General features: G+C 38.9%; 20 protein-coding genes. 5 read left to right on the top strand and 15 right to left on the bottom strand.

Annotated features, from left to right (window positions below):
• Positions 1 to 26: 26 nt before the first annotated feature.
• From IGL23_RS02420 to IGL23_RS02400, 5 genes are all read right to left on the bottom strand, one after another.
• Positions 27 to 971, bottom strand: coding sequence for a 3'-5' exoribonuclease YhaM family protein (locus tag IGL23_RS02420; RefSeq protein ID WP_002355522.1), 945 nt, complete (start codon positions 969 to 971; stop codon positions 27 to 29).
• The gene (locus IGL23_RS02415; RefSeq protein ID WP_033594559.1) at positions 968 to 3,679 is read right to left on the bottom strand and encodes an ATP-binding protein; all 2,712 of its coding nucleotides are present in this window, start codon (positions 3,677 to 3,679) and stop codon (positions 968 to 970) included. The genes IGL23_RS02420 and IGL23_RS02415 overlap by 4 nt, the downstream gene beginning before the upstream one ends.
• Positions 3,676 to 4,911: a DNA repair exonuclease gene (locus tag IGL23_RS02410; protein WP_010824411.1), complete on the bottom strand. Its 1,236-nt coding sequence runs from the start codon at positions 4,909 to 4,911 to the stop codon at positions 3,676 to 3,678. Before IGL23_RS02410 ends, IGL23_RS02415 begins: the two co-directional genes overlap by 4 nt.
• A gap of 155 nt (positions 4,912 to 5,066) precedes the next feature.
• Positions 5,067 to 5,408 carry a YlbF family regulator gene (locus IGL23_RS02405; protein WP_002355518.1) on the bottom strand — a complete coding sequence of 114 codons (342 nt, stop codon included), beginning with the start codon at positions 5,406 to 5,408 and terminating at the stop codon, positions 5,067 to 5,069.
• A gap of 62 nt (positions 5,409 to 5,470) precedes the next feature.
• Positions 5,471 to 7,657, bottom strand: a complete 2,187-nt coding sequence (locus IGL23_RS02400) for a PBP1A family penicillin-binding protein (RefSeq protein ID WP_430619670.1) — start codon at positions 7,655 to 7,657, stop codon at positions 5,471 to 5,473.
• A 342-nt stretch (positions 7,658 to 7,999) separates the two neighbouring features.
• Here IGL23_RS02400 and IGL23_RS02395 point away from each other — a divergent pair, with 342 nt between their 5' ends.
• A complete protein-coding gene (locus IGL23_RS02395; protein WP_033594557.1) occupies positions 8,000 to 8,863 on the top strand; it encodes an RluA family pseudouridine synthase in 864 nt (287 codons plus the stop codon).
• Positions 8,864 to 8,986: 123 nt separating this feature from the next.
• Here the strand turns inward: IGL23_RS02395 and IGL23_RS02390 are convergent, their stop codons facing one another.
• The 5 genes from IGL23_RS02390 to IGL23_RS02370 all read right to left on the bottom strand — a co-directional run bounded on the left by IGL23_RS02390 (position 8,987) and on the right by IGL23_RS02370 (position 14,175).
• The gene (locus tag IGL23_RS02390) at positions 8,987 to 9,541 is read right to left on the bottom strand and encodes a GNAT family N-acetyltransferase (RefSeq protein WP_002361240.1); all 555 of its coding nucleotides are present in this window, start codon (positions 9,539 to 9,541) and stop codon (positions 8,987 to 8,989) included.
• A gap of 23 nt (positions 9,542 to 9,564) precedes the next feature.
• The gene (locus IGL23_RS02385; RefSeq protein WP_002398142.1) at positions 9,565 to 11,073 is read right to left on the bottom strand and encodes a phosphoglucomutase; all 1,509 of its coding nucleotides are present in this window, start codon (positions 11,071 to 11,073) and stop codon (positions 9,565 to 9,567) included.
• 33 nt (positions 11,074 to 11,106) lie between these two features.
• On the bottom strand, positions 11,107 to 11,562 hold the full coding sequence (gene argR, locus IGL23_RS02380; protein ID WP_002355509.1) for an arginine repressor: 456 nt from the start codon (positions 11,560 to 11,562) through the stop codon (positions 11,107 to 11,109).
• Positions 11,563 to 11,703: 141 nt separating this feature from the next.
• Positions 11,704 to 13,221, bottom strand: a complete 1,518-nt coding sequence (locus tag IGL23_RS02375; RefSeq protein ID WP_002355507.1) for an ABC transporter permease/substrate-binding protein — start codon at positions 13,219 to 13,221, stop codon at positions 11,704 to 11,706.
• Positions 13,222 to 14,175 (bottom strand): ABC transporter ATP-binding protein, encoded by a 954-nt coding sequence (locus IGL23_RS02370; protein WP_010819750.1) that lies wholly within the window; start codon positions 14,173 to 14,175, stop codon positions 13,222 to 13,224.
• A 236-nt stretch (positions 14,176 to 14,411) separates the two neighbouring features.
• Between IGL23_RS02370 and IGL23_RS02365 the strand changes: the two genes are divergently transcribed.
• Positions 14,412 to 15,431, top strand: a complete 1,020-nt coding sequence (locus IGL23_RS02365; protein ID WP_002355505.1) for an acyltransferase family protein — start codon at positions 14,412 to 14,414, stop codon at positions 15,429 to 15,431.
• Between the two features lie 181 nt (positions 15,432 to 15,612).
• On the opposite strand, the gene IGL23_RS02360 is transcribed toward IGL23_RS02365, so the two are convergent.
• From IGL23_RS02360 to IGL23_RS02345, 4 genes are all read right to left on the bottom strand, one after another.
• Positions 15,613 to 15,846, bottom strand: coding sequence for a hypothetical protein (locus IGL23_RS02360; RefSeq protein ID WP_033594556.1), 234 nt, complete (start codon positions 15,844 to 15,846; stop codon positions 15,613 to 15,615).
• 143 nt (positions 15,847 to 15,989) lie between these two features.
• Positions 15,990 to 17,405, bottom strand: coding sequence for a dipeptidase PepV (gene pepV, locus IGL23_RS02355; protein WP_002358655.1), 1,416 nt, complete (start codon positions 17,403 to 17,405; stop codon positions 15,990 to 15,992).
• A gap of 133 nt (positions 17,406 to 17,538) precedes the next feature.
• The gene (locus IGL23_RS02350) at positions 17,539 to 18,273 is read right to left on the bottom strand and encodes a pseudouridine synthase (protein WP_033594554.1); all 735 of its coding nucleotides are present in this window, start codon (positions 18,271 to 18,273) and stop codon (positions 17,539 to 17,541) included.
• Between the two features lie 108 nt (positions 18,274 to 18,381).
• The gene (locus IGL23_RS02345) at positions 18,382 to 20,031 is read right to left on the bottom strand and encodes a putative polysaccharide biosynthesis protein (RefSeq protein ID WP_002364837.1); all 1,650 of its coding nucleotides are present in this window, start codon (positions 20,029 to 20,031) and stop codon (positions 18,382 to 18,384) included.
• A 203-nt stretch (positions 20,032 to 20,234) separates the two neighbouring features.
• Between IGL23_RS02345 and IGL23_RS02340 the strand changes: the two genes are divergently transcribed.
• The gene (locus tag IGL23_RS02340) at positions 20,235 to 21,761 is read left to right on the top strand and encodes a UDP-N-acetylmuramoyl-L-alanyl-D-glutamate--L-lysine ligase (RefSeq protein ID WP_002373306.1); all 1,527 of its coding nucleotides are present in this window, start codon (positions 20,235 to 20,237) and stop codon (positions 21,759 to 21,761) included.
• A 65-nt stretch (positions 21,762 to 21,826) separates the two neighbouring features.
• Here IGL23_RS02340 and IGL23_RS02335 read toward each other — a convergent pair whose 3' ends face one another.
• Positions 21,827 to 22,399 carry an alpha/beta hydrolase gene (locus tag IGL23_RS02335; RefSeq protein WP_002358653.1) on the bottom strand — a complete coding sequence of 191 codons (573 nt, stop codon included), beginning with the start codon at positions 22,397 to 22,399 and terminating at the stop codon, positions 21,827 to 21,829.
• Between the two features lie 30 nt (positions 22,400 to 22,429).
• On the opposite strand from IGL23_RS02335, the gene IGL23_RS02330 reads away from it, so the two are divergent.
• Entirely contained in the window at positions 22,430 to 23,404 is a 975-nt protein-coding gene (locus IGL23_RS02330; RefSeq protein ID WP_002382960.1) for a ring-cleaving dioxygenase, read from the top strand.
• A gap of 112 nt (positions 23,405 to 23,516) precedes the next feature.
• On the top strand, positions 23,517 to 23,690 hold the full coding sequence (locus IGL23_RS02325; RefSeq protein ID WP_002355495.1) for a hypothetical protein: 174 nt from the start codon (positions 23,517 to 23,519) through the stop codon (positions 23,688 to 23,690).
• Positions 23,691 to 23,759: the final 69 nt, after the last annotated feature.

Raw genomic sequence — 23,759 nt, 5'->3', positions numbered from 1 at the left:
AGTGGTCAATTGACCACCCCCTTTTTTTATTTATCTTTTGGCACATAGAAACTGCGGTTATCTAAACCAAAGATTCGTTCCGTATACTCCCCAGGCTGTGTTTGACGAATTGCCCCTAGCATCATTTGAATGGACGCATCCATGGTATCAATTTGATGTAAGATTTCCGCTTCCATAATTCTTGGTCGCACAGGTGAGCCATATTCCAACAATCCATGGTGGGCTAAGACCATGTGCCGAAGAACGACAACGTCTTCTTCTCGATCATCAATTTTCAAAGCCAAACACGCCTTGGTAATTTCCTCATCCACCAAAACTAAATGACCAATTAAGTTCCCTGCCACCGTATATTCTGTCGTAATAGCGCCAGATAATTCTAAAACTTTTCCTAAGTCATGTAAAATAATCCCCGCGTATAATAGTGACGTGTTAATTTCAGGATATTCCTTAGCAATTGCTTTGCCTAGGCGTAACATTGAGACAGTGTGGTAAGCTAAGCCATTCGCAAAAGCATGATGGTTCCGTTTGGCTGCAGGAAATTCATAAAATTCTTGTTGGTATTTCGTCATGAGATAGCGCACAATACGATTCCAATGAGCATTGGTAATCTCAAAAATCACTTGATTGATTTCCTCGACCATCTCTTCTTTTTTCAAAGGCGCTCGTTCCATATATAAACTTGGCTGGCTTGGTTCCTCTGCTGTCGCTAAACGCATGTGTAAAATTTTTACTTGGGGTTTGTTTTGATAAACTTCTCGTTTCCCATTCAGTAAAACAACGTTCCCCGCAGTAAATCGTGTAATTTCATCCTCAGAGGCGTCCCAATATTTTCCGTCAATCGTGCCAGATGTGTCTTGAAAGGTAAAGGCAATAAACTTTTTCCCATTTTTAGCTACACGTACATCGGCATTTTTAATTAGAACAAATGATTCAAAAAGTTCTTCTACTGTTAATTCACGTAATTTTTTCACTTGACGCTTCCTCCTTCTAACGCAATTACTCTTTGTTGTAAGTCCTGATAATAGATTACCATTTCTTGGTCAGAAGAAAAACAAATGACTTGCTGTTTTTGACCAAATTTAGTAAATAATTCAGCTAATTGGGCTTTTCTTTGATGATCATAGTGTAACCAGCCATCATCAATGATAATTGGACAAATCAGTTGCTCGCCTTGGACTGCTAAAAAGGCAAAACGAACAGCCATCATCAATTGATCTTTAGTGCCAGTTGATAATTCATGTAAATAAAACATTTCTTGTTCTTTCGTCACCGCAACTAGTTGACCTTCGGCTACTTGGATTGATTGATAACGCTGATTTGTTAAAAGTGCAAAGTAGCTTGATGCATACTGTAATAAGCTGGGCAATTGTTGTTCCGAAAGCTCTGTTAATAGGTCCATTAACAGTTGTCCCGCTAGTTGATACCCAGACCAACGTTGAGCTAGTTCTTTGATTTCCGCTTTTAAAATTGCTTGTCGTTGATACAACTCATCTAAGGTACCATCCGTCATTAATTGTTGTTTTTCATAAATCAGCGCTTGATACTGTTCTTGTATTTTATTTAACTGACTTTCTTTCAGTGCTTGTTGCTGCGCCAGTTGTAAAGAACGGTCTTTTAACGCTGCTTCTGTTACCGCTTCTGGAAACAGATTGCCTAATTGTGTCGCTAATTCTTGCCCACGACCAACTTGAGCTTGCTGAGTGGTCAGCTGTTGAATCCTACTTGGAACATCAGCGATTGATAGAATCCGATAACGAATTAGTAAAGGCTGAATTCGTGTTAATGCTTCTTGCTGTTTAGTTTTCAACTCTCGTAACTGCTGTTTGAGATAGCCATCTGCTTGATATTCCTGAGCAAAGCGAACCTTCTCCATTTCTTCAGCAAATCCTTCTAAAAAGTGTAATTTTTCGGAAAGACTTTTTCCTTGTAAGGGTAAATGCGTCATCAATGGGAAGACTTGTTCTTCAAATACTTGGCGTTTTTGTTGATTTTCCTTCAATTGACTCATGAGTTCTTCATTTGTTTGAACAAGCAATAAATAGCGCGTAATCAATTCCCGCTGATTCATTAAAGTATCAATTTGATTCATTTTTCCTAATTGATGGAGTTGGGCTTGCTCCGCTACTGCTTGTTCAAGTTGTTCCACTTGCAGTTGTACCTCACGTTCTTGATTCAGCGCTTGTTGGAACTGTTCATTTAGATAATCTAGTTGCGAAAGTTTCGTCTGCCATTCTTCTTTCACTTCATCAGAGGAAGCTTCTTTTCTAGTGGCGTAGCTAAGCACTTCTTTCGCGATAAAACTAACTCCCACGAGAACTAGGCCCCATTTTAAAGGGCTTGGCAAAAAGAACCCGAGTAATGCAAGGATACTTCCTAGCAATAACCAAAGTGGTTGACTTGTTTTCTGCGCTTTTTGAGCACGTGTCGCTTCACCAAAAAATGCGGCATGCGCTTTTTCAAAATCCGTTAACTGGGCTTCCAGATTTTCAATTTGAGAAGCCAAGAATGCTTTTTGTTCTTGGCCTTTTTGAAGAGCTTGCGTATACGCAACTTGTTGTTGGCGCCACTTTTGAACGGTTTCGTTGTCATAAAAAAGCTGTGGTGGTCGTTCAGGCGACCATGACCATTCGTTCTCTAAAAGGACCATTTCTTGACGATTTTGCTCAAAGGTTTGGGTCATCCATTCCGATTCCGTCATCAATTGTTGCATATCATAGCGTTGATTCAACAATTGTTGAATTAATGCTTCTTGTTCTAGGTAAAAAGCATAGCCTTCTGGAACATCGAGCGCTTCTGACTGAAGAGATAACTCTTTGGTCAAACGTTGTCGTTCTTTGTCTAGGTACATATATTCTTGAAAGGTTTCTTCTAATTGCACTTGGTCTTCTTTTACTAAAACAACGTTCTCTGTTTCTTCAGGTAGCGACTGCCATTCTTCGTACAAGGGAAAGTGACGTTGCTGTTCCGCAACCTGTAACAAGCCCTGTTGCGTTTCTTTTAATTGCTGTTGCAGTGTCACTCGCTGTTGTTCTGTTTCGCGAATCGTTTCTTCTAATTGTTGAAAAGTTTGTTGCTGCGCTTCTTTCTCTTGAATTTGCTCTTTTAGTTCTTGATACGCCGCCAACTTCTGATTGAGTAATGGCTGCTGTCCTTTACCTTTAAAGATTTTTTGTGCTTCTTTAAAGTACGCATTTCGGTAAGTCAAAAGTTGTTGACTACCAGAAACACCAATGGCTAACAAGGATGTTTGCAGTTCCTCTTCTGTTAACTTGTCACTCGTAATTAATTGTTCTTGTTGGAAAGTAAAAACCTCTTGAAATAACTTTTTCGTTAGCGGATGTAACATTTGCTGTAAGGTTTTTTCATCCCCCATTTGTTGTTGATAATAAATGATTGCTTGCCCTTTATTTTTTTCTTTAAAACGCTCGACTTGAACTTCCCCAAACACAGGATGTTCCAACCACAAACGACCACCATACGAGCCACCATTTTTAGGTGCGTAATCGCGTTTTCTTTTGCCCTTTGTGGAAAACCCAAACAGCATTGCTTGAATGAATTGATACAATGTGGACTTGCCAACTTCATTTGCGCCGTACAGCAATTGATTACCAGATTCAAATGTAATTTTCTGTTGTTGCCATTTTCCAAAGCCCACAATCTCTACTGCGAGTAATTTCATAGTGGGTCCTCCTGAATAGTAAAGTCTTCATTAATTTGCTCATGTGCTAGGCGCAAGCTCTCTAATCGCCACTGCTCATCCATTGAAAAAATTCCAGCAAATTCTGGATAACGTAACAATTCCTTGGTGGTATCTTCAAAAATAACTGGATCTAAGTATGTTTTTTCTAATGCCGTTAATAAGTTGGGACTAGCGGCTAAATAGATCGGTTCTTTCGTTGGTTCCTCTGCTTGCAATATTAGGCGATAAACAAAAAAATCACCTTGCGTTTTTTGTAAAAGCTGCTGCTGTAAGTAGCTTAATAGTTCACCATTGACAATGGCTTGCACCACGGTCACATCCAAATGTTGCGTTTCTTTCAGTGTCAACGCCATCAATTGCTGTTGCTGATGCGCATGCCACTTCGTCAGCAAACTGGTTTCAAGATAAGACAAAACGCTTTGGGTGTCACGGCATTGCGCAAGCGATACTTCTTCATTCGTCCAATCTATTTCTGCGACTTTTTCAAATTGAACAGTCGCTTGATTTTGGGAAAGTGTGACCACTGCAACCCCTTGTAAAGACTGTTCTTTTTTCGTGTGTCCTTGAGGTGTTCCAGGATAAACAATTAGCGGTTGTTCACTAACAATTTGCGGCTGATGAATGTGGCCCAATGCCCAATAATTATAGCCAGTGGCTTTTAAATCCTTCCATGTAAACGGAGCATAATTTTGTTGCGCTTTCCGACTGGTGTCTCCATGATAAATCCCAATATGAATGTCAGAATCTGCTTGTTTGATAGGAAATTCTAGTGCTTTATTTTCATCAATCCAGGGATGCTCATAACTAAACCCCGAAACAGCCACTTGTTCGCCCGCTTTCGTTTCAAAATACAGTGTCTCAACCATTTCTTTTTCAAATAAAAAAACATTGTCTGGAAAAGAAAACCAATAGCGGTCTTTTTTATAGTAATCATGATTCCCAAATGTTAGAATCACAGGGATTTCTGCTTGTTTCAACTGTTCTAATGCGGCCATCAATTGGGCTTGCATTGAAATAGAGGTCTGACTTTGATGAAACGTATCTCCTGCAAAAATAACCAAGTCCACCGCTTCTCGAATGGCAACTGTTACGATGTTCATTAACAATTGTTGATTAGCTTCTCTTAAGCGCTTCGCTAAGGCTGTCGGGATCCCAGTTAACCCTTCAAAAGACCGATCCATGTGTAAATCAGCTGTATGCAATAGTTTCATCGTTTCCCCTCCTTTTCTCCTTCCTTTATCATATCATTTTCTGCCAGCTTGGTCAGTAAAAACATACGAAAATTTGTTCGTTTTTTTATTTTCAGTAAAAGAAAAACTCTGACAAATTGTCTTATAGACAACTTGTCAGAGTTCAATTACATAAATTAATCGTTATACATATCACGCACAGGAGTCATGATAATTCGGTTTAAATCATTGACAACTAAGCTAAACGCTTGTTCTTTTTGCATTAATTCGTTGATAACTGCTGTTTCTTGCACTTTCGTTGCAATGCTTTGTGCTTTTTCAGCATCTTCATCCGTGAATTCTTCGCCGCGCATTTGTTTTTCTTGTAGTCCTTGTTGGAATCCTTGGAATTCTTTAAACAATGTGTAAGCTGCTTCGTCTGCTTTTACTTCTTCATACGCTGCTTGTAATGCTTTAAATTCGTCTAACTCACGTAGTTCACGTTCAATCTGATTGGCTGTATCATAAATGTTACTCAATGGAATCCCTCTTTTCTCAATAGTTTCATCTTTATTGTACCATTTCTCTTAGGTTTTCCCAACTAATTTCCTAATAAGCCTCCGAAAATTCCTTCAATCTTGTCTTTGACTTTTTTCGCGCCGTCTTTAATTTGTCCCCCAACTTCATTCAATGTATCTCCGAAATTGCTAGCGCCATCTTGAACAGAGTTTCCAAAGTCTTTTAAGTTATCCCGCCAATTAGAATTGGCACCACCGGTTAAACTATCGTTGCTATCAACAACTTTCCCACCTGTGGCATAAGCATCCGCGACAGGAAATTGTGCTTGTTTGACTTGTGGCAAGATGCCACTGGCTTGACTGTTGAACACCTGAGAGGCATATGTGGCGCTACTACCTTCCAAATAATGGGTTTTACTGGTTTCTTGGAAGCCTAGCCAAGTAGCAATGACAACTTCTGGTGTATAACCAATCACCCACTGATCGTTCGTTTTACTACTATCGAAGTTGGTTTCTGTCGTACCTGTTTTACCAGCCATTACGTAGCCTGCTGGTTGTGCGTTGACCCCGCTCCCAGAACTAAAGACCCCTAGTAGCATACTTGTAATCCCATCTGCAACATCTTTGGTAATGACTTGCTCTTTCTTGACTTTAGTATTATCAACTACAATTGCGCCAGTTGAGTCGACGATTTTTGTAATTAAATGCGTTTCAGTTTTATAGCCTTCATTGGCAAAGGCACTATAAGCTCCCGCCATGGTTAGTGGCGAAACACCCGTTTGTAATCCCCCAAGTGCTAAACCATAATATCGATCTTTTTCTGATAATGGAATGCCAAATTTCTCTGTTTTTTCATAGCCTTTATCTAAACCAATTTGATGTAATAACCATACCGCTGGTAAATTTAAGCTTTCTCCTAAGGCTTGGTACATAGGAACTTCTCCACTGTACGTTCGGCTATAGTTTTGCGCTGGATAATAATCTTGTGGTTTATCTTCTAAAACAGAGTCTGGTTTATAGCCAGCCTCTAAAGCTGGTGTATAGACAGAAATTGGTTTTAAGGACGAGCCTGGTAAACGTTTTGTTTGCGTTGCAAAGTTAAAGCCTCGATAAACGTGTTCTCCTCGACCGCCCACCAGTGCTTGCACGCCGCCGGTTTTCGGATCAATGGCTACAGAGCCACTTTGAACCATGGCACCATCTTCTGCATTGGGTGGAAATAGTGCATCATTTTTATAAGTTGCATCCATCGCATCTTGATACCCCTGATTTAAAGAAGTGTAAATCTTGTATCCTTTATTTAAAATATCTTCTTCTTTAAATTTATAACGATTGACCGCTTCATCAATTACCGCATCAAAATAATATGGATATTTGTAACTATTTTCGTCGCCAACATAGGTGTCATTTAATAGACTCGCTAAGTTAACACTCGCTTCTTGATTGGCTTCTTCTTGAGATAGTTTTTTATTGTCGACCATTAGTTGTAAAACGGTATTCCGTCGCGCTGTGGCATTGTCAATATAATCAATTGGGTTATAAATTCCTGGCCCTTTTAACATGCCCGCTAGCGTTGCGGCTTCCCCCACTGTAACTTGGGACGCATCCACGCCAAAGTATTTACGAGCTGCATCTTGCACGCCCCAGACACCATTACCAAAATAAGAATTATTTAAATACATTGCCAAGATATCTTTTTTCGAATATTTCTTTTCGATTTCAATCGCTAAGAATAATTCTCTGGCTTTCCTATCTAACGTTTGCTCTTGCGTTAAGTAAGCATTTTTGGCTAATTGCTGCGTAATTGTACTTCCGCCACCACCGCCACCGATTTTCCCGAAGGTCAATTTTCCAACAACCGCACGGGCAATCCCTTTGATGGAATACCCTTTATGTTGATAAAACCCGCGATCTTCAGTTGAAATAACCGCATCTTGAATATAAGGAGAAATATTATCCAGTTCCACAAAAGTCCCTTTTTGCCCGAATAACTTTCCGACTTCTTTTCCTGATTCATCATAAACGCGTGTTGATTCACTTAGCCCCGATTTTAGGGTCTCAACGTTTGCGGACTTGGCTAAGTAAAATAAATAAATACTGGCACCTAAAGCGACTACCAAACCAATTAACAAGAAAATTTTATTGATTTGATACTTTTTCCAAATCCGCTTTCTGGCTTGATGGAATTGTATTAAATAAGGCTTTATCCACGTCCAAAAATGACGTAATCCGACACCGACTTTACTAAAAAATTGTTTAAGATTGTCCATAGTACTCCCTCTGTTTACGTTTCTTGGCTAAGTCTACCATATTCTTGTGGGTACGACCTAGGTCTAAAGCATGAAAAATTCTTGAAAAACAATTTCAATGGTCTTTTCGCTATAGCAAAGGAAATATGGCCTTCACTAGAGGTAAATAATTGCTTACGTTTAGAAACGAGTCTTTATTTAGCCTCTATTCTATCATGCTTTTCTTCGTTTTTTATGTAAATTTGTTTAAGAATCTCTCAAGGAACTGCCTTTCTAACAAATTTCAGCTTTTTTTCCGTTCTGACTTGACCTTTTGAGTAGCTTTGTTACACTAAATAGCGAATCAGTGAAAGGTGGGATTTGGTGGAATATTCAATGAGATTACCTGAAAATTTTTCAACAATGACTGTAAAAGAACTATTAGAAAATGAGTGGCTAGTCCCTCGAAAAGTGCGCCATTTTTTACGCACGCGAAAAAATGTCAAAATCAACGGAGAAACAGCTGCTTTTCATTTTCCAGTCCAAGCTGGCGATTGTGTCACCTTAACGTTTGAAGAAACCGATTATGTACGTCCCACTATTCATTTGGGGGAAGCAACGCGTGTGAAGGTTCTATATGAAGATGAACATTTAATGATTGTAAATAAACCTTATGGCATTAAAACCCATCCAAATCAGCCACAGGAAACAGACACCTTGTTAAATCATGTTGCTGCCTATTTAGCTGAGAAAAATCAGGTCCCTTATGTCGTTCATCGATTAGATAAAGAAACCAGTGGTGCGATTGTCTTTGCTAAAAATCCTTTTGTCTTACCTATTTTAGGGCGTTTATTAGAAACAAAACAAATTTACCGCCAATATCAAGCGATTGTGGCTGGTCACTTTAACCAAAAAGAGCAGACAATCAATCAGCCGATCGGTCGTGATCGACATGATTGCCGGAAACGACGGATTGATCCTCAAAAAGGGGATTCAGCGATTACACATGTCCAAGTGGTCCAAGCTCTTTCTAATAATCAAACTGCAGTTACCTGTGTTTTAGAAACAGGTCGGACGCACCAAATTCGGGTCCATTTAGCTAGCGAAGGGCATCCAATTATTGGTGATCCGTTATACAACCCAAAATCGCAGGCAGCTCGTTTAATGCTCCATGCTTCAAAACTTCATTTACTCCATCCGTTTACAAAAAAACAAATCGTTGTGACTGCAGCGCCTGGCCTATGGTAAAAAAACAGAAGAAATCGGACGGTAACCGCCGATTTCTTCTGTTTTTTTATTTTACCTCACATTCACTGCTGAGAACGGCATATCTGCGTTTGCTCAGTGTCTTGGTGTTAAACAGTTCCTGAGCTAACTCTCAGCCTTAATCATTTGTAGCCACTCTTTTTGTAAAATTCCGTAATTGTAGATATCCAGCCATTGGCCATCTTGAAATAACGCTTCTCTATCAATTCCTTCTTTTTTGAAGCCTACTTTTTCATAAACATGAATCGCTTTTTGATTGTTACTATTGACAGCTAATCTGATTTTGTGCAAGCCCAATTCATAAAAAGCAAATTTACAAATTAAAGACACCGCCTCAAAGCCATATCCTTGACCTCGTTGCTCTTTTTGTAAAATAGCAATCCCTAAATTGGCCCCTCTATTTTTCAACTGTACATCAGACAACGAGACCCAACCAATAAATTTCTCTGTCGTATTTTCTAAAATAGCAAATAGAAATCGATCATCTTCTCCTTTATTAATCGTGAAATCTTTCCATTCTTCAAGCCCCCACGGATGTAAAGCATCCCAGCTCAAATGCCGAAGCAATTCATTATCCCATTGCTGTTTTGCAATATGTTCGATATATTCTTCTCTAAAATGAGAAAAGCCAATGTGTTTTCCTTTTAAGACATTTTCCATAAGAACACCTTTAATTTCCTAGATTATTTTTCTATTTGCTGACTATCTATTTCCTCATATTTTTGTAAAAAAGTGGCAATTTTTTCGATGACACACGCATTTTTATCGCTTTGGTCATTCTCTACCTGAAGAACAAGCAACGGTTCATGCAGACTTAAGCGTAGCAAAAACCAACCACTGCCATATTGACCAGACACGTTTCCCCGAACACCTTCTTGGTTTTCACGGTCCACAGCAAAGTCTGCTTGATTTTCTACAAACAATTCAAAGTCTCGCAAGACTTGTTGCCCATAACAAGTAACATCCTCCGCAGTAATTTTGAAGCGAAATTCGTTGGTTTCTGCCGGTTGCTTCAATGTAGCAATCAGATCACCTAACGTTTGATTGTTTTGTTTCAATTCTGGTAACAACATTAAAATTTTTGCCACGACATATGCACCATCATCCAGATTGTAGTTTTCTTGAAACGCTGCATGACCACTGGTTTCAATGGCTAACGGTGTCTGAAAGCCCCCATGATTCAATTCAATCATTTTATTAATGACATTTCGGTAACCAGAAATATAACGAATCTGTTGGCCGCCTTTTTCTTCAATAAATGTTTTTAAATGACTTGAGGTTGGCGAATTTGTCACAATATAACTACCAGGCGCTTCTTTTAAAACAATTGCCGCTAAAACAGCAATTAAATTATTTCGGTTTAGTACCTCACCTGATTGGTCCACCACAGCCGAACGATCTACATCTGTATCAAAAATAATGCCCAAATCTGCCTGATTAGCTAAAACAGCTGTTTGAATACTTTTCATTGCTTCAGAATTATCTGGATTAGGTACATGATTAGGAAAATGCCCATCTGGTTCTAAAAACTGTGATCCCGTCGTATCAGCGCCCAAAACTTGAAGAACCTGCTCCGCAAAGAAGCCCCCAGCCCCATTACCCGCATCAACGATAATTCGAAAGCCCTGTAAAGGTTTCTCTTCTGGCGAATGAATTCCTTGGCGGATTTTTTCCACCAAATGCTCCGCATAAATTGGCAGTAACTCTTGCTTCATCAGTGTGCCATTTTCATTGGCCGTCAGCGGATCAGTATGAGATAAAATATACCGAATATCTTCTTTCTCTGCTCCACCTTCTGCTGTGAAGAACTTCAAGCCATTAAAGTAATAAGGCAAATGGCTAGCTGTAATCATAATCGCTGCATCACATTGAAGCGTTGGAAATTGAGTAGCCATAAACATAGCAGGCGTCGTAGCTAAACCAACGTCAATCACCTGAATACCTAATGAAAGAAACGTATCTACTAATGCTTGCTTAATCGGCTCCGCCGTTAGACGACTATCATGTCCGATTGCAATTGTCAGGCGCTGTTGTGCCTTTCGTGGCAGCTGTTTTTTGTCCTGTAACCAACGAACCACGCCCACCGCAATCTCGGCTACTGCTGTTGCGGTTAATGTTGCAGTTTGCTCTTCCGTATCCAAAGCAATTCCCCGAATATCCGAACCATTTTGTAGCGCTTTCAATTCTACCAAGAAAAAAACTCCCTTCTATTGATGCTTTCAATTTTAAAAAATCATATTTTCGATGCGTTCGATAAAGTGTTCCGCATCCTCTTCTGAACGTGTAATCACAATAATCGTATCCGCACCAGCCACTGTACCAGCCACTTCTGGATAAGCTACTTCATCTAAAAAGTTACTCACCACATCGGCATTTCCCATCTCTGTATGCAAGATGACAATAAATTGTACTCGCTCCATTCGAACAACTGAATCTTTTACTGATTCTCGTAATTTCTCTTCACTGCTTGTGCCTTGTGCTTGAGAAAAAATTGCATATTTGACACGACCATCTGCACCATGTGTTTTAACAATACTCATTTCACGGATATCTCTTGAAACAGTCGCTTGAGTGGCTCGGACGCCAAGTTCTTCCAAACGAGTGATTAATTCATCTTGTGTTTCAATTTCTTGTTGCATAATTAATTGTTTAATCAAACGTTGACGTTCTGCTTTTTTCATATAGACCACTCCTCTCCATTCATTTCTTTTATTATATCCAAAAATGAGCAAAAATACAGGTACTTTTCACATTAAACTCTTTATTTATCTGAAAAAGACTGGATAAATGTTTATATACCAGTCTTTTTCAGTAAAAAATACTTATTTAAGAAGATTCTTTTCTTTTAAATAGTCTTTCGCCACTATGCTAGGGTCTTGCCCCTCCACATTGACTTGATAATTCATTTCACTCATTTCTTCTTCGCTAATTTTTCCTGCCAATTTATTCAATATTTCTGCTAATTCTGGATATTTTTCCAACGTTGCTGTTTTAATAAGTGGTGCTCCTTGATAAGGCGGAAATAGCGCTTGATCATCTTCTAACGTTACTAAATCGTATTGTCTCAATTCACTATCCGTTGAATAGGCATCAATCACATTTACCTCACCATTATTAATCGCTTGATAGCGTAACGCCGGTTCCATCGATTGGACATTCAGATTTAAATGATATTTTTCTTGTAATCCCTTATAACCATCTTGCCGATCAATAAATTCTAACGTAAAACCTGCTTTCAACTGATTGCTGATTTTCTGTAAATCACTAATCGTTTTTAATTGATGCGCTTTTGCAAATGAGCGCTTAACTGCGACGGCATACGTATTTTCATAGCGCATCGGTTTCAACAAAGTAAGGTTTTCTTGTTTTTTCAAGCCAGCGCGTGCCGCTTCATAGACTACTTGAGGTTGATTGTCTAGCTGAGGAGGATTTTTTAAAAAGGTTTCGATTACTGTTCCTGTAAATTCCGGATAAAGATCGATTTCATCTGATTTCAAGGCATTATATAAAAAAGTAGTCTTGCCAAAGTTTGGCTTTAACGTCACCTGAATGTCGCTATTTTCTTCAATTAAGGCTTTATACATATTAATAATAATATCTGGTTCCGCTCCTAATTTGCCAGCAATTGTCAGCTGTTTTTCCTTTGAAGAAGTTTGTTGATTCCAGAAAAATGAACCACCTAACAAAAGGCCTAAAATAGTACCGCCAATGATTAGTCGCCGCCCATTCGCTTTTTCCAACCAATGAATTCCATAATTAAATAAGACTGCTAGTGCAGCCGATGAAAGGGCTCCAATAAAAATCAACGATAAATTATTTCGATCAATTCCTAATAAAATGAATGTCCCTAAACCGCCTGCTCCAATTAACGCTGCCAACGTGGCCGTACCAATAATTAAAACGGTAGCCGTTCGAATCCCAGAAATAATAAATGGTAACGCCATTTGTAACTCAAACTTAAACAATTTTTCTTTTTTACTCATCCCAAATGCTTCTGCGGCTTCTTCTAACGAAGGATCAATTTCCGTCAAACCAGTATAGGTGTTTTGTAAAATTGGGAATAAGGCATAAATCACTAGCGCAACAATTGCCGGTGGTCGACCAATACCAATTAACGGAATCAATAAGCCTAGCAAAGCTAAAGAAGGGATTGTTTGGAAAATCCCAGTCACTTGTAACAGACTTTCCGCTAACTTGCGATGACTCGTTAAATAAATGGCTAAAGGAATTGCAATCAACGCAGCGAATAATAACGAAATAAAGGACAATTGCATATGCTCGATTAACGCTTGCAGATATTCTTCTTTTCGAGCGAAAAAAGTTTCAATCAGTGCTTGCATCTACTGTTCCTCGCTTTCCAACAGCTGTTCCATAAAACGAGTAATCGTTTTTGAGGTGATACACCCTAAAACTTGTTGTTTTTCTACTAAATTTGCTTTCTCTTGCGCATTAATGAGTTGGACAATCTCTTTTAAATTGGTTTCCATGAAAACAGTCGGCACTGGCTCAATCGTCTCATCTGCGGCTTCTAAAAATGCAGTCAAGTCAGCGCCACAATAGTTCGCTAGTTCTGGCGAAGATTGTTTGAAAAATTGACCGACAAAATTATTTTTCGGATGTTTTTGAATGGCTTCTGGCGTATCGACTTGAATAATTTTGCCAGCGTCCATAATACAGATGCGCTCACCTAACAATAAAGCTTCATTCATATCATGGGTCACAAAAACAATGGTACTCGCTAATTCCTGATGAAGTTCTTTCACCAAACGTTGAAGATGATGTCTTGAAATTGGATCTAGCGCGCTAAAAGGTTCATCCATTAAAATCACTTCTGGTTCAGCTGCAATGGCACGTAAAATCCCGATACGTTGTTGTTCGCCTCCTGAAAGCGCTGCTGGCTTACGATGCAGATATTCCTCAGGATCCAGCTGAACTTTTTTCAATAGTTCAATGGTTCGCTCTCTGCGTTGCTCTTTGGGCCATTTTTTCATTTCAGGAATCAACTCAATATTTTCCGCCACGGTTAAGTTAGGAAATAAGGCAATTTGCTGAAGAACATAGCCAATTTTTAGTCGTAATTCACGTAAAGGGTAGTTGGTTACCGCTTGTTCATTGAGAGCCACTTCACCTGTCGTTGGCTCAATGAGCCGATTAATCATTTTCAAAGTCGTCGTTTTTCCACTACCACTCGGCCCTACTAATACAAAAAATTCGCCTTGTTGGATTGTTAAATTCACATCGGACAAAACAGCATTTTCTCGATATACTTTTGAAACATTTTGAAATTTTATCATTTATTTTCACCGCATCTTTCACTTCTTAATAAACAAAATCTTTGGAGGATCGTCACTCTTTCAGTATAATTTAAGACTAACATCCTGCCTAATTTTTTGTTTTAAGCGCAAGTATGTGGGGGCTCATTTAACGGCTGCCGGTTCGTATCTACAATTATCTACTCAATGAATGGAAAAATTGTCCTCTTCTGCCTTAAACAAAAGTGAACTGTTTTCTACTAAAAGGAGTGATCGTTATGGAAAACGACAAGCGAATTTATAAATGGGACAACGTGAAACTTTTTTTAATTTTCTTAGTGATTTTTGGGCATATTTTAGATCGTGAAGCTTCTCCTTCACGACTCATGGAAACGATCAACTTTTGGATCTATTCATTCCATATGCCAGCCTTTATTTTTGTCTCTGGACTCTTTAGTAAACATGCAATTAAACAACGAAAATATCTCCGCTTACTTTCCTTTGTTTGGCTTTATCTCTTAGCGAAGTTGTTGATTACGCTTGCTAATTTCGCCTTTGCAAATAAAATGAATTTTGATTTACTGAACGAAACAGGCGTTCCTTGGTACTTACTTTCCTTAGCAAGTTTCTACTTAATTACCATCTTTCTTCAGCGCGTTCAGCCGAAAATCATGTTGCCAATCATCATTGTTATCGGCTGCGCCTCAGGCTATTTACCTGTGGAAGGTTTCTTGTCTTTAGGACGGACTCTGGGCTTCTTCCCTTTCTTTTATTGTGGCTACTTAATGGATATTCAAAAGCTACAAACCTTTTTAGATCATCGCAAAGTCAAATGGGCAGCGATAGGCGTAATTTTAAGCTCCTTTTTATTTGTAAATAGTCAATGGTCATTGGCAACGAAATTTTGGGGCTTCTTAACTGGTTGGGCTTCCTACGCTGAAATTAGTCCGGCCTTTGAATACAGTAGTTTCATTCAGCTGTTCTTTTACGTTGCTGCAGCATTGGTGTCTCTTTCTTGGTTTGCATTATTGCCGAAACGAAAGTTACCTTTAAGCGCCCTCGGAAAAGATACCCTCTACCCTTATCTCTTGCATATGCCCTTAATTATTCTGTTGGAAAGTGGTTTACAATTAGACACACTCTTTAAAGAATGGTTTACTTTCCGAATCCTGGCACTTTTCTTCTTAGCCCTCTTCATTTTAGCTATTACGAATATGCCTGTGGTGAAACGGGGAGCGGATTATCTTTTTAATCCAATTGCGTATGTGTTGCCAAAACAATGGTTAAAAGTTAAATAAAAAAGAAGAGCGTGGGACAAAAATCACTTTGGATTTTTGCTCCACGCTCAAAAACTGTTAAACGGCGAGAGTTGCAATGTTTCACTGTGAAGCATGAACAGATGAAATCATCGTACCTACTTGGTTCTTGGAGCTAAACACTTTTGTCTCAGCCTCCACTTTTATCTCAGATTTTTTCCAACTATTGAAACAATCCTTTAATTTTATCAAACAAACCATCGGTCGTTGTATCAGCTAACATCGCTGTAATTTTATGATAGTGTTCGCCTAATTCATCTTTATGTTCTTCAATGAATTGTTGCGCATGTTCCACGTTGCCTTCTCTAATTAAATCTTTTGCTTTTTGAACTAATTCTTCTACGTTCATCTTCACACGTCCTTTGATTAAATAGTTAACAATAAGTGTTTCACTCATTGCCTTTTCTCCTATTTATCGTATCGTGGGATCCCTTGATTTGCAAGAAATTTTCAGTAAATTAGCGGTTCTGATTTTGGGTTTTTAAAAGGCAAAAATTGCAAAAAAAGCTGTTTTCGAAAATCGAAAACAGCTTTTTTACTTTACTTCGCTAAACGATAAATCGCATCTGCATAAATAGCAGCTGCTCGGAATAAGTCATCTAATTCCATAAATTCGTTGGCTTGGTGCATTGTGTCTGTGTAGCCAGGGAACATTGCGCCATAGGCAACACCACGTTTTAATAAGCGGCCATAAGTACCGCCACCAATGATTTGTTCTTGGCCTTTTTCGCCTGTATGGTCTTCGTAAACTTGTAGTAACGTTGCCACCAATGGATCATCAACTGGTACATAATGCGGTTCTTGGTTGCGATCTCCTTGTGTTGCAGTGACCGTTTCACCGACTGTTGCTTGAACTTTTGCTTGTAATTCTTCTGCTGAAGTTCCTTTTGGATAGCGGAAGTTTAATGTTACTAAGCTATTTTCAGGATTTTCTGGATCAAAGTTAACAATCCCAGCGTTCATTGTCAATTTACCCATTTTTTCGTCTTCAAAAGCCACGCCTAATTTTTCACCATAAAAATCTTCATGGATAAATTCAGCAATGGTATTAATAAAGCTATATGCGCCTTCTGCAAAGCTGTAATCATTTAAGAAAGTTGCCAAGAAAGTCGCTGCGTTAATTCCAGATTGTGGGCTAGCACCGTGAGCACCTTTACCAACTACATGGAAAGTCACTGTTTTATCTGAAAGTTCTGCGTTACCTGAAATTTTTGCTTCTTGTTTGATGAATGTTTCAAAGCTAGCAGCTAGTGAAGCCGCTTCGTCTGCTGAAGCAGCCGTTACAACAGCATCTGCTGTTCCCGGAACCATGTTTTCACGTAAGCCAGATTTGAAGCTTTCTAATTTATAATCAGCGCCGTTACCGCCTCGGAAAGTTAAACGAATAGTCACATTTCCTTTTTCCCCATTGATAATTGGGAACTCAGCATCTGGTGAGAAACCAAAGTCTGGCGCTTCTTCATGTTGGAAATAGTAATCCATATCGCCCCAGCCGCTTTCTTCGTCACTTCCTACTACGAAACGGATTTTTTTAGACACGGGTAAGCCTAATTCTTTGATAATTTTCATTGCGTAATAAGCAGCCATACTTGGGCCTTTATCATCGCTTGCACCACGTGCATAAATTTTGCCATCTTTAATGACTGGTTCATAAGGATCTGTTTCCCAACCATCACCAGCAGGAACAACGTCCATATGACCAAAAATTCCTAATGTTTCGTCGCCTTCGCCATATTCAATATGTCCAGCGTAATTGTCGACATTTTTCACCGTAAAGCCATCACGTTCACCATAAGCTAACATGTGTTTTAAGCCAGCAACTGGCCCAGGTCCAAAGGGCGCTTCAGGTGTTGCTTGTGCATCATCACGTTCACTGTTGATCCGTAATAAGTTTTGTAAATCTTCTAATAAGTCGTCTTTACGTGCTTCGACTTCTTTTGTCCAATCAATTGTCATTTGTTGTCACTCCTATTCATAAAGTTCTACATAGTCAATCATACCATTTTATGCAGAAAAAGAAAGAAACCCGACACTATTTTTCGAGAAAATTTTTATCTTTTCCGCAGAAAGGGCTGGGTTTTTGTTTATTTTAATTGAGGTATGATTGTTTAGGTTGTAGTTGTTGCAATTCGGCTTCTGTTAAGGGCCGATATTCCCCTAGTTCTAACGTTTCATCCAACCATAGTTCGCCCATTCGTAATCGTTTTAAATACGTCACAGGTTTGCCTACAGTGGCTAACATCCGTTTGACTTGATGGAATTTTCCCTCTTGAATCACTAAACGGACTACGGAAGTCCCTTCTTCCTCATTGATCGTCTCAATGACTAAACGACTTGGTTTAACTATTTCTCCATCTTTCAAGGCAAATCCTTGCGCAAACAGTTGACAATCTTCCGCTGTCACAAGTCCCTCAACTTCAGCTAAATATTCTTTATCCACATGCTTTTTGGGTGATAATAATTGATGCGCTAACTGGCCATCATTTGTTAATAGAAGCAAGCCTTCGGTATCTTTATCCAAGCGACCAACTGGGAACAAGTCGGCACGGTAATCCTGATCAGTTAACAAGTCAATTACCGTTTCATCTCGCTGATCTTCCGTCGCAGAAATGACACCTTGTGGCTTATGCAACATGTAATAAAAGAATTTCTGATACGTAAGAATTTCTCCCATCAAGGCAATTTGATCTGTTTCTTCATTTACTTGTATTTTGGCTTCTTTTACGACGTCACCATTCACCGTAACGACTTTTTTCTTTAACAATTGTTTGATTTCTTTACGACTACCGATACCAACATCGACTAAAAATTTATCTAAACGCATCGTCATTCCTCTTTCCTTTAAAAAAATAGCTTGGGACATAAATCGAATCGATCGATGTCTCAAGCCTTGTCTCTTAAGAGAATCTGCTGAAAGGAGTTCAATCAGCTATTATTTAATATTGAATTTTGCACGTAATTTTGCGGCATTTTTCCCTAATAAACGATCAGCTAAGCGAATCTTCAAGACCGAATAGCCATAAAAAGCGCCTCCTGCAGCAGCCACAATTACAACGATAATGAAGGCTTGGAAACGTCTAGTTGGATCTAAAAATAGATACAAGAACTGACGGAAAATCAAAGCGATAATCATCATGATGACTGTAATACAGAACATTAACAATGTTCGCCGTAAGGTTAATTTGTAATTAAAACGTGTCACTTGACGAATTCTTCTTAGAATCAATACGCAAGAAACCGTAAAGCCAATCATCGTTGCTAATAACGGACCGTAAACTTCAAATAAACGGATTGCGGGGAATTGCACGATTAATTTCACAGCTAAACCAATTCCTAAATAACGCATTGCGTCACGATTTTCATACATCCCCATTAACATATTTGACACTAACATATACAAGCCCAAGAATAAACTAGCATAACAAGCTTGCACTAATAAAGAAGTGCCTAAAGCATCTGGCATGTAAAAAACAGTGTATAGTGGTTGCGCTAAAACAATCATACCGAACGTTGCTGGCAACATTACAAACACAAAAAGTTGTAAATTATTACTAATCAAACGCGCTAACTCACGGTGATTTTTTAAGGTGACCGCTTCTGTAATCAACGGTAATCCAGTAGCCGAAATCGAAGTCGCTAAAGCCACGACAATCATGGTTAATTTGTCCGGATTGGCATTAAAAATACCGAAAAGCTCTCGTAATTGGGTATCTGAATAATCCGTAAACAAACGCATAAAGTTTGAGAAAGTAAACTGATCGACAAGTTTAAAGACCGTCACCCCTGAGCCAACTACGATAAAAGGAATCGCCTCTTTAAAAGTTTCAATCAATAACTCTTTTGGAGCAATTTCATGTTCATTGGCGCTGTGTTCTTCTAAATAATCAAATAATGGTTTTTGTTTGTACATGTAATAACCTAAAACCGCAAAACTTGCGAGCATCCCAATAAATGCCGCAAAAGTGGCTTGGGTCACCGCTGTAACGTAATTACCTTCAAAGACTTTCATGATAATAAAAGCAGTTAATAACATGTAAAAAACTCGTGCTACTTGTTCAACAATTTGTGATAAAGCAAAGGGCATCATTTCTTGATTTCCTTGGAAATAACCGCGAATGACACTCATGCTTGGGAAAACTAAAACGGCTAAACTTAATGAACGCATCGTTGGAACTAATTCAGGTCCTCCGCCAGACAAAGCTGCTAATGCCGGAGATGCCAAATACATCACAATAGCAAAAACCACACCTAAGCCACCCATTAGTTGTAAGGCACGATAAAAGAGCTGTCGACTAATTTTATATTCGTTCAATGAATTATAATGCGAGGTCTGCTTGGCAATCGCACCTGGAATTCCGGCGGTAGAGATCATTAGGAATAAGGCATAAATCGTATACCCCATTGAAAACAAACTGTTCGCTTCGTTTCCGTGCTCGCCCATCCAAGCGTACCAGGGGATGATGTAAATCGCCCCTAACATGCGGGAGATAATATTACTAGCTGTCATCCAAGCTGAGCCTTTGACCATTTTTTCTTGGTTCGTCAGGATTGGTTGATCAACTGAATTTGGTTGATTGATCATTTTGTCCTCCAATATTCTTTGAGTATGCTTTCTTTATTTTAATTGTTCATCTTGGGATATGCAACGACTTTCTCGAAGAATTATCCTATTTTAACATTTCTCATGGATTTTCTCACGCTAACGAGATGGTTTTTTTAAAAGAAAAATAATGCTATAATGACATCAGTTTTGAAATTTCGTTGAAACGTTTGGAGGCAAAAAAAGTGACGATTTCATTATTCGCAATTCGCGATTGCTTAGAAAAAGAAGATTTATTAAAAGAATTTATTTCACCAGAAGGCTGGCACTTGACCCTTTCCGACACGTTAGGTCAACGAGAAGTAACGGCTCTTTCTTACGATTCGAGAGACGTAACAGCAGAAACACTCTTTTTTTGTAAAGGATTAAACTTTAAAGAAATCTATTTAGAAAATGCTGTAAAAGACGGCCTAGAAATCTATGTTTCTGAGGTGCCTTATGAGGTTCCGGCGCAACTAGGAATTATCGTGACTGACATTAAAAAAGCAATGGCTGTGTTAAGCATGGCTTTTTATGATTATCCACAAAATAAATTAAAACTGATTGGCTTTACTGGAACCAAAGGTAAAACAACAGCGGCTTATTTCACCAAATATATTTTAGATGTTGCTACACAACAAAAAACAGCCTTGCTTTCTACCATGAATTCAACATTAGATGGCAAAACATTCTTTAAATCTGCATTGACTACACCCGAATCTTTGGACTTGTATCGAATGATGGCAACCGCTGTTGCTAACGGGATGACTCATTTTATTATGGAAGTTTCTTCCCAAGCCTACAAAACTAATCGTGTCTACAAGCTGTTTTTTGATGTCGGCATTTTTTTAAACATTACCCCCGACCATATCAGTCCAATTGAACATCCAACCTTTGACGATTACTTTTATTGCAAACGTCAATTGATTACACATTCTAAAGTCATTGTGTTGAATCACGAAGCTGATTATTTTCCATTACTTAAAGAAACCGCACAACAGCAAAAAGTCCCTGCCATTGTCTATGGCAGTCAGCCAGCTTCAGAAGTTGACTATTCATTCGCTGTTTCTTCAGAGGATTCCTTACGTTTTATCGTTGAAAGTCCTGCAGATGCGTTAGGATTGGCCGGCTCTTATCACCTTCGTTTAGGTGGTGATTTTAACAAAGGTAATGCGTTAAGTGCGGCGATTGCTAGTGTCCTTGTGGGAGCTTCAAAAGAAGAGTGTCAACAAGGGATCGCAGCAACCACCGTCCCTGGCCGGATGGAATCTTTAACGAATACCAATGGTGCAACCGTCTATGTTGATTACGCTCATAACTATGACAGTTTGAAGAATCTTTTAACCTTTGTCCGTGAAGAACATCCTGACGGCCGCTTAATTGTTCTTGTCGGTAGCACGGGAGACAAAGCGATTTCTCGCCGCAAAGACTTTGGTAGGGTTCTTTCTGAATTGGCTGATGTTGCAGTCCTAACAACCGATGACCCAGCCAGTGAAGATCCAGCAAAAATTTGCCAAGAAATCCAAGCCCATATTACCAAAGAAATGCCTGTTTACACCGTTTTAGATCGTGGCGAAGCAATTGCTCACGCATTATCTTTAAGCACAACGGCTGATGATGCGATTGTCTTAGCTGGTAAAGGCGCCGACCTTTATCAAAAAGTAAACGGCGTAGATGAACCTTACGCAGGAGACTTTGCCCTTGCGGAAGCTTTCATTAATAAAAAGAACTAAATCATTTGAACACACATGAAAAAACAAGCTGCAACCACTTATCAACAAAGGTTGCAGCTTGTTTTTTAAAGAACTTCTTTTATTTTCGTTACTTCTTCTTCTGATAAGCCATGACCGCCATCCACTAGTAAAAAGTCGACTGGAAAATGTTTCTTTAATTGGTTAGCTAAAGAAAGAACTTGTCCCGGAATACTCAACTCATCCTGAGCCCCTGTTGTGACAATCACTTTTGTCGCAAACTCACCAGATACATATTGATAGCCTAAATTGCTTGGATGCAGTAAAATAACAGTGTTAGCAATAGTCGGGTTCTTTTCTAACAGGCCTAAAATAAAATTGGCACCGTTAGAGTACCCTATAAAAATAACTTCATCGTATAACTTTTGCGGTTGCCAAACTTCTTCTAGAAACGCCGTCACTCGCTCATCAAAGTTAGCACGAGGTAATGCTCCATTGACTAATGGCGCAAAAAAGCGTCGCTGTTCGCCTACACCTTCTGTCCCTAAGTAACTTAGAACACTCGCTTCTGGATAAAGGGTTGCGATGGTGGTTAATAATTGATATTCATTGCCACCAGTACCATGGAAAGCGACAACTAATTGATTAGGTTTCGACCCTTTTTGAAAAAATTGTTTCATTTAATAAACCTCCAAGAAAGGAATTTTACTATGTATGCACAAATTCATCATATCTCTATTTTAAATCGATTGATAAAGCCTACATTTGACTTCTATCATAATACACTGGGATTAAAATTACTAATGAAAACGATCAACCAAGATGATCACACCATGTATCACTTATTTTTCTCAGATAATGAGCAACGAACAGGTACCGAATTAACTTTTTTTGAATTGAATGATGGCCAAGATCAATCCTTTGGGACAAATACGATTGAACGAACTATTTTAAAAGTACCAACGCGCGCCTCTTTGGATTTTTGGGCAGAACGTCTTGAGCAAGCGGGTATCTGCCACTATGGTGTGGAAACATTTAACCAACACCCAATTTTGCGTTTTGAAGCGCCCGATAATACGCAAATGGCGCTTGTTCCGTTACGTGAATTTGAAAATGCGGAAGATTATTTTCCAGCTGAGCATGCTGAAATTCCAGTAGAACATGCAATTTTAGGCATTGATGCAATTCAATTACGCGTCCAATATGCCGCAGCTACCAAACAACCTTTAGTGGATTATTTACATTGGCATGAAAAAGAAACAGTACCTTTTTTTGAAACTGCACATGAAGTAACCGTTCTGGAAAATCATCATCCACAGTTTTATCAAGAGGTACACATCATTGATGACCGTACCAATCCGCTTGCCATTGAAGGAATTGGTGGCGTTCATCACGTCGCCTTTGGGGTGGAAGATACGCAAGAATTAACGCAAGTTGATAGCCTATTGGATGAAAAGAATTTTACAAACTCAGGGATTAAAGACCGTGAATTTTTCAAATCATTGTATTTTAGAGAACCGAACCACTTATTATTTGAAGTAGCCACACAAAAAGGCCTGCTAGATGCCGAAGCCTATGAAAATCAAAGTTCAAACTTTGATGAAATCCCCCTTTATTTGCCTCACTTTTTGGCAGATCAAAGAGAACGAATCGAAGCGATTTTAGCACAACAACGCCATGAGTAAACAAAAATAGCGGTTCTAACCGCTATTTTTGTTTTTTAATATCCTATTATTGCCCTTTTTTGAAAAAAAGGAGTACACTAATAGTAGATGAACTGCGCAAGGAGGTGAGTACATGTTATCTAAGGAAGAAGTTCTACACTTATTGAACGAAGCAAAAAAAGAAGTCGATCGTTTAGAAACAAACCGCCAAGAAGATTTAGGTAATTCAATCAACTATATTGAAAATGAATTACAGCTCCAACGTGTCTTATCTCAAGTGGAAGCTTATGAAAAAGTACTTGGTTAATTGATTACGTATTAAATGAGAGAGGAGCAACCAGATTCAGGTGAATGAATCTGGTTGCTCCTCTCTCAT

The organism is Enterococcus sp. MSG3299 (assembly GCF_050555765.1).
Lineage (GTDB): Bacteria > Bacillota > Bacilli > Lactobacillales > Enterococcaceae > Enterococcus > Enterococcus faecalis.
Note: the sequence above shows the minus strand (reverse complement) of the source record. Positions and strands in the feature narration are given on the sequence as shown.

What these genes read in the sequence shown, in the direction of transcription:
- IGL23_RS02365 (WP_002355505.1), top strand. Translation starts at nt 14,412, where the DNA reads ATGGAAAACGACAAGCGAATTTATAAATGGGACAACGTGAAACTTTTT.
- IGL23_RS02370 (WP_010819750.1), bottom strand. Translation starts at nt 14,175, where the DNA reads ATGATAAAATTTCAAAATGTTTCAAAAGTATATCGAGAAAATGCTGTT.
- IGL23_RS02345 (WP_002364837.1), bottom strand. Translation starts at nt 20,031, where the DNA reads ATGATCAATCAACCAAATTCAGTTGATCAACCAATCCTGACGAACCAA.
- IGL23_RS02330 (WP_002382960.1), top strand. Translation starts at nt 22,430, where the DNA reads ATGTATGCACAAATTCATCATATCTCTATTTTAAATCGATTGATAAAG.
- pepV (WP_002358655.1), bottom strand. Translation starts at nt 17,405, where the DNA reads ATGACAATTGATTGGACAAAAGAAGTCGAAGCACGTAAAGACGACTTA.
- IGL23_RS02400 (WP_430619670.1), bottom strand. Translation starts at nt 7,657, where the DNA reads ATGGACAATCTTAAACAATTTTTTAGTAAAGTCGGTGTCGGATTACGT.
- IGL23_RS02360 (WP_033594556.1), bottom strand. Translation starts at nt 15,846, where the DNA reads ATGAGTGAAACACTTATTGTTAACTATTTAATCAAAGGACGTGTGAAG.
- IGL23_RS02375 (WP_002355507.1), bottom strand. Translation starts at nt 13,221, where the DNA reads ATGCAAGCACTGATTGAAACTTTTTTCGCTCGAAAAGAAGAATATCTG.
- argR (WP_002355509.1), bottom strand. Translation starts at nt 11,562, where the DNA reads ATGAAAAAAGCAGAACGTCAACGTTTGATTAAACAATTAATTATGCAA.
- IGL23_RS02410 (WP_010824411.1), bottom strand. Translation starts at nt 4,911, where the DNA reads ATGAAACTATTGCATACAGCTGATTTACACATGGATCGGTCTTTTGAA.
- IGL23_RS02325 (WP_002355495.1), top strand. Translation starts at nt 23,517, where the DNA reads ATGTTATCTAAGGAAGAAGTTCTACACTTATTGAACGAAGCAAAAAAA.
- IGL23_RS02390 (WP_002361240.1), bottom strand. Translation starts at nt 9,541, where the DNA reads ATGGAAAATGTCTTAAAAGGAAAACACATTGGCTTTTCTCATTTTAGA.
- IGL23_RS02335 (WP_002358653.1), bottom strand. Translation starts at nt 22,399, where the DNA reads ATGAAACAATTTTTTCAAAAAGGGTCGAAACCTAATCAATTAGTTGTC.
- IGL23_RS02350 (WP_033594554.1), bottom strand. Translation starts at nt 18,273, where the DNA reads ATGCGTTTAGATAAATTTTTAGTCGATGTTGGTATCGGTAGTCGTAAA.
- IGL23_RS02415 (WP_033594559.1), bottom strand. Translation starts at nt 3,679, where the DNA reads ATGAAATTACTCGCAGTAGAGATTGTGGGCTTTGGAAAATGGCAACAA.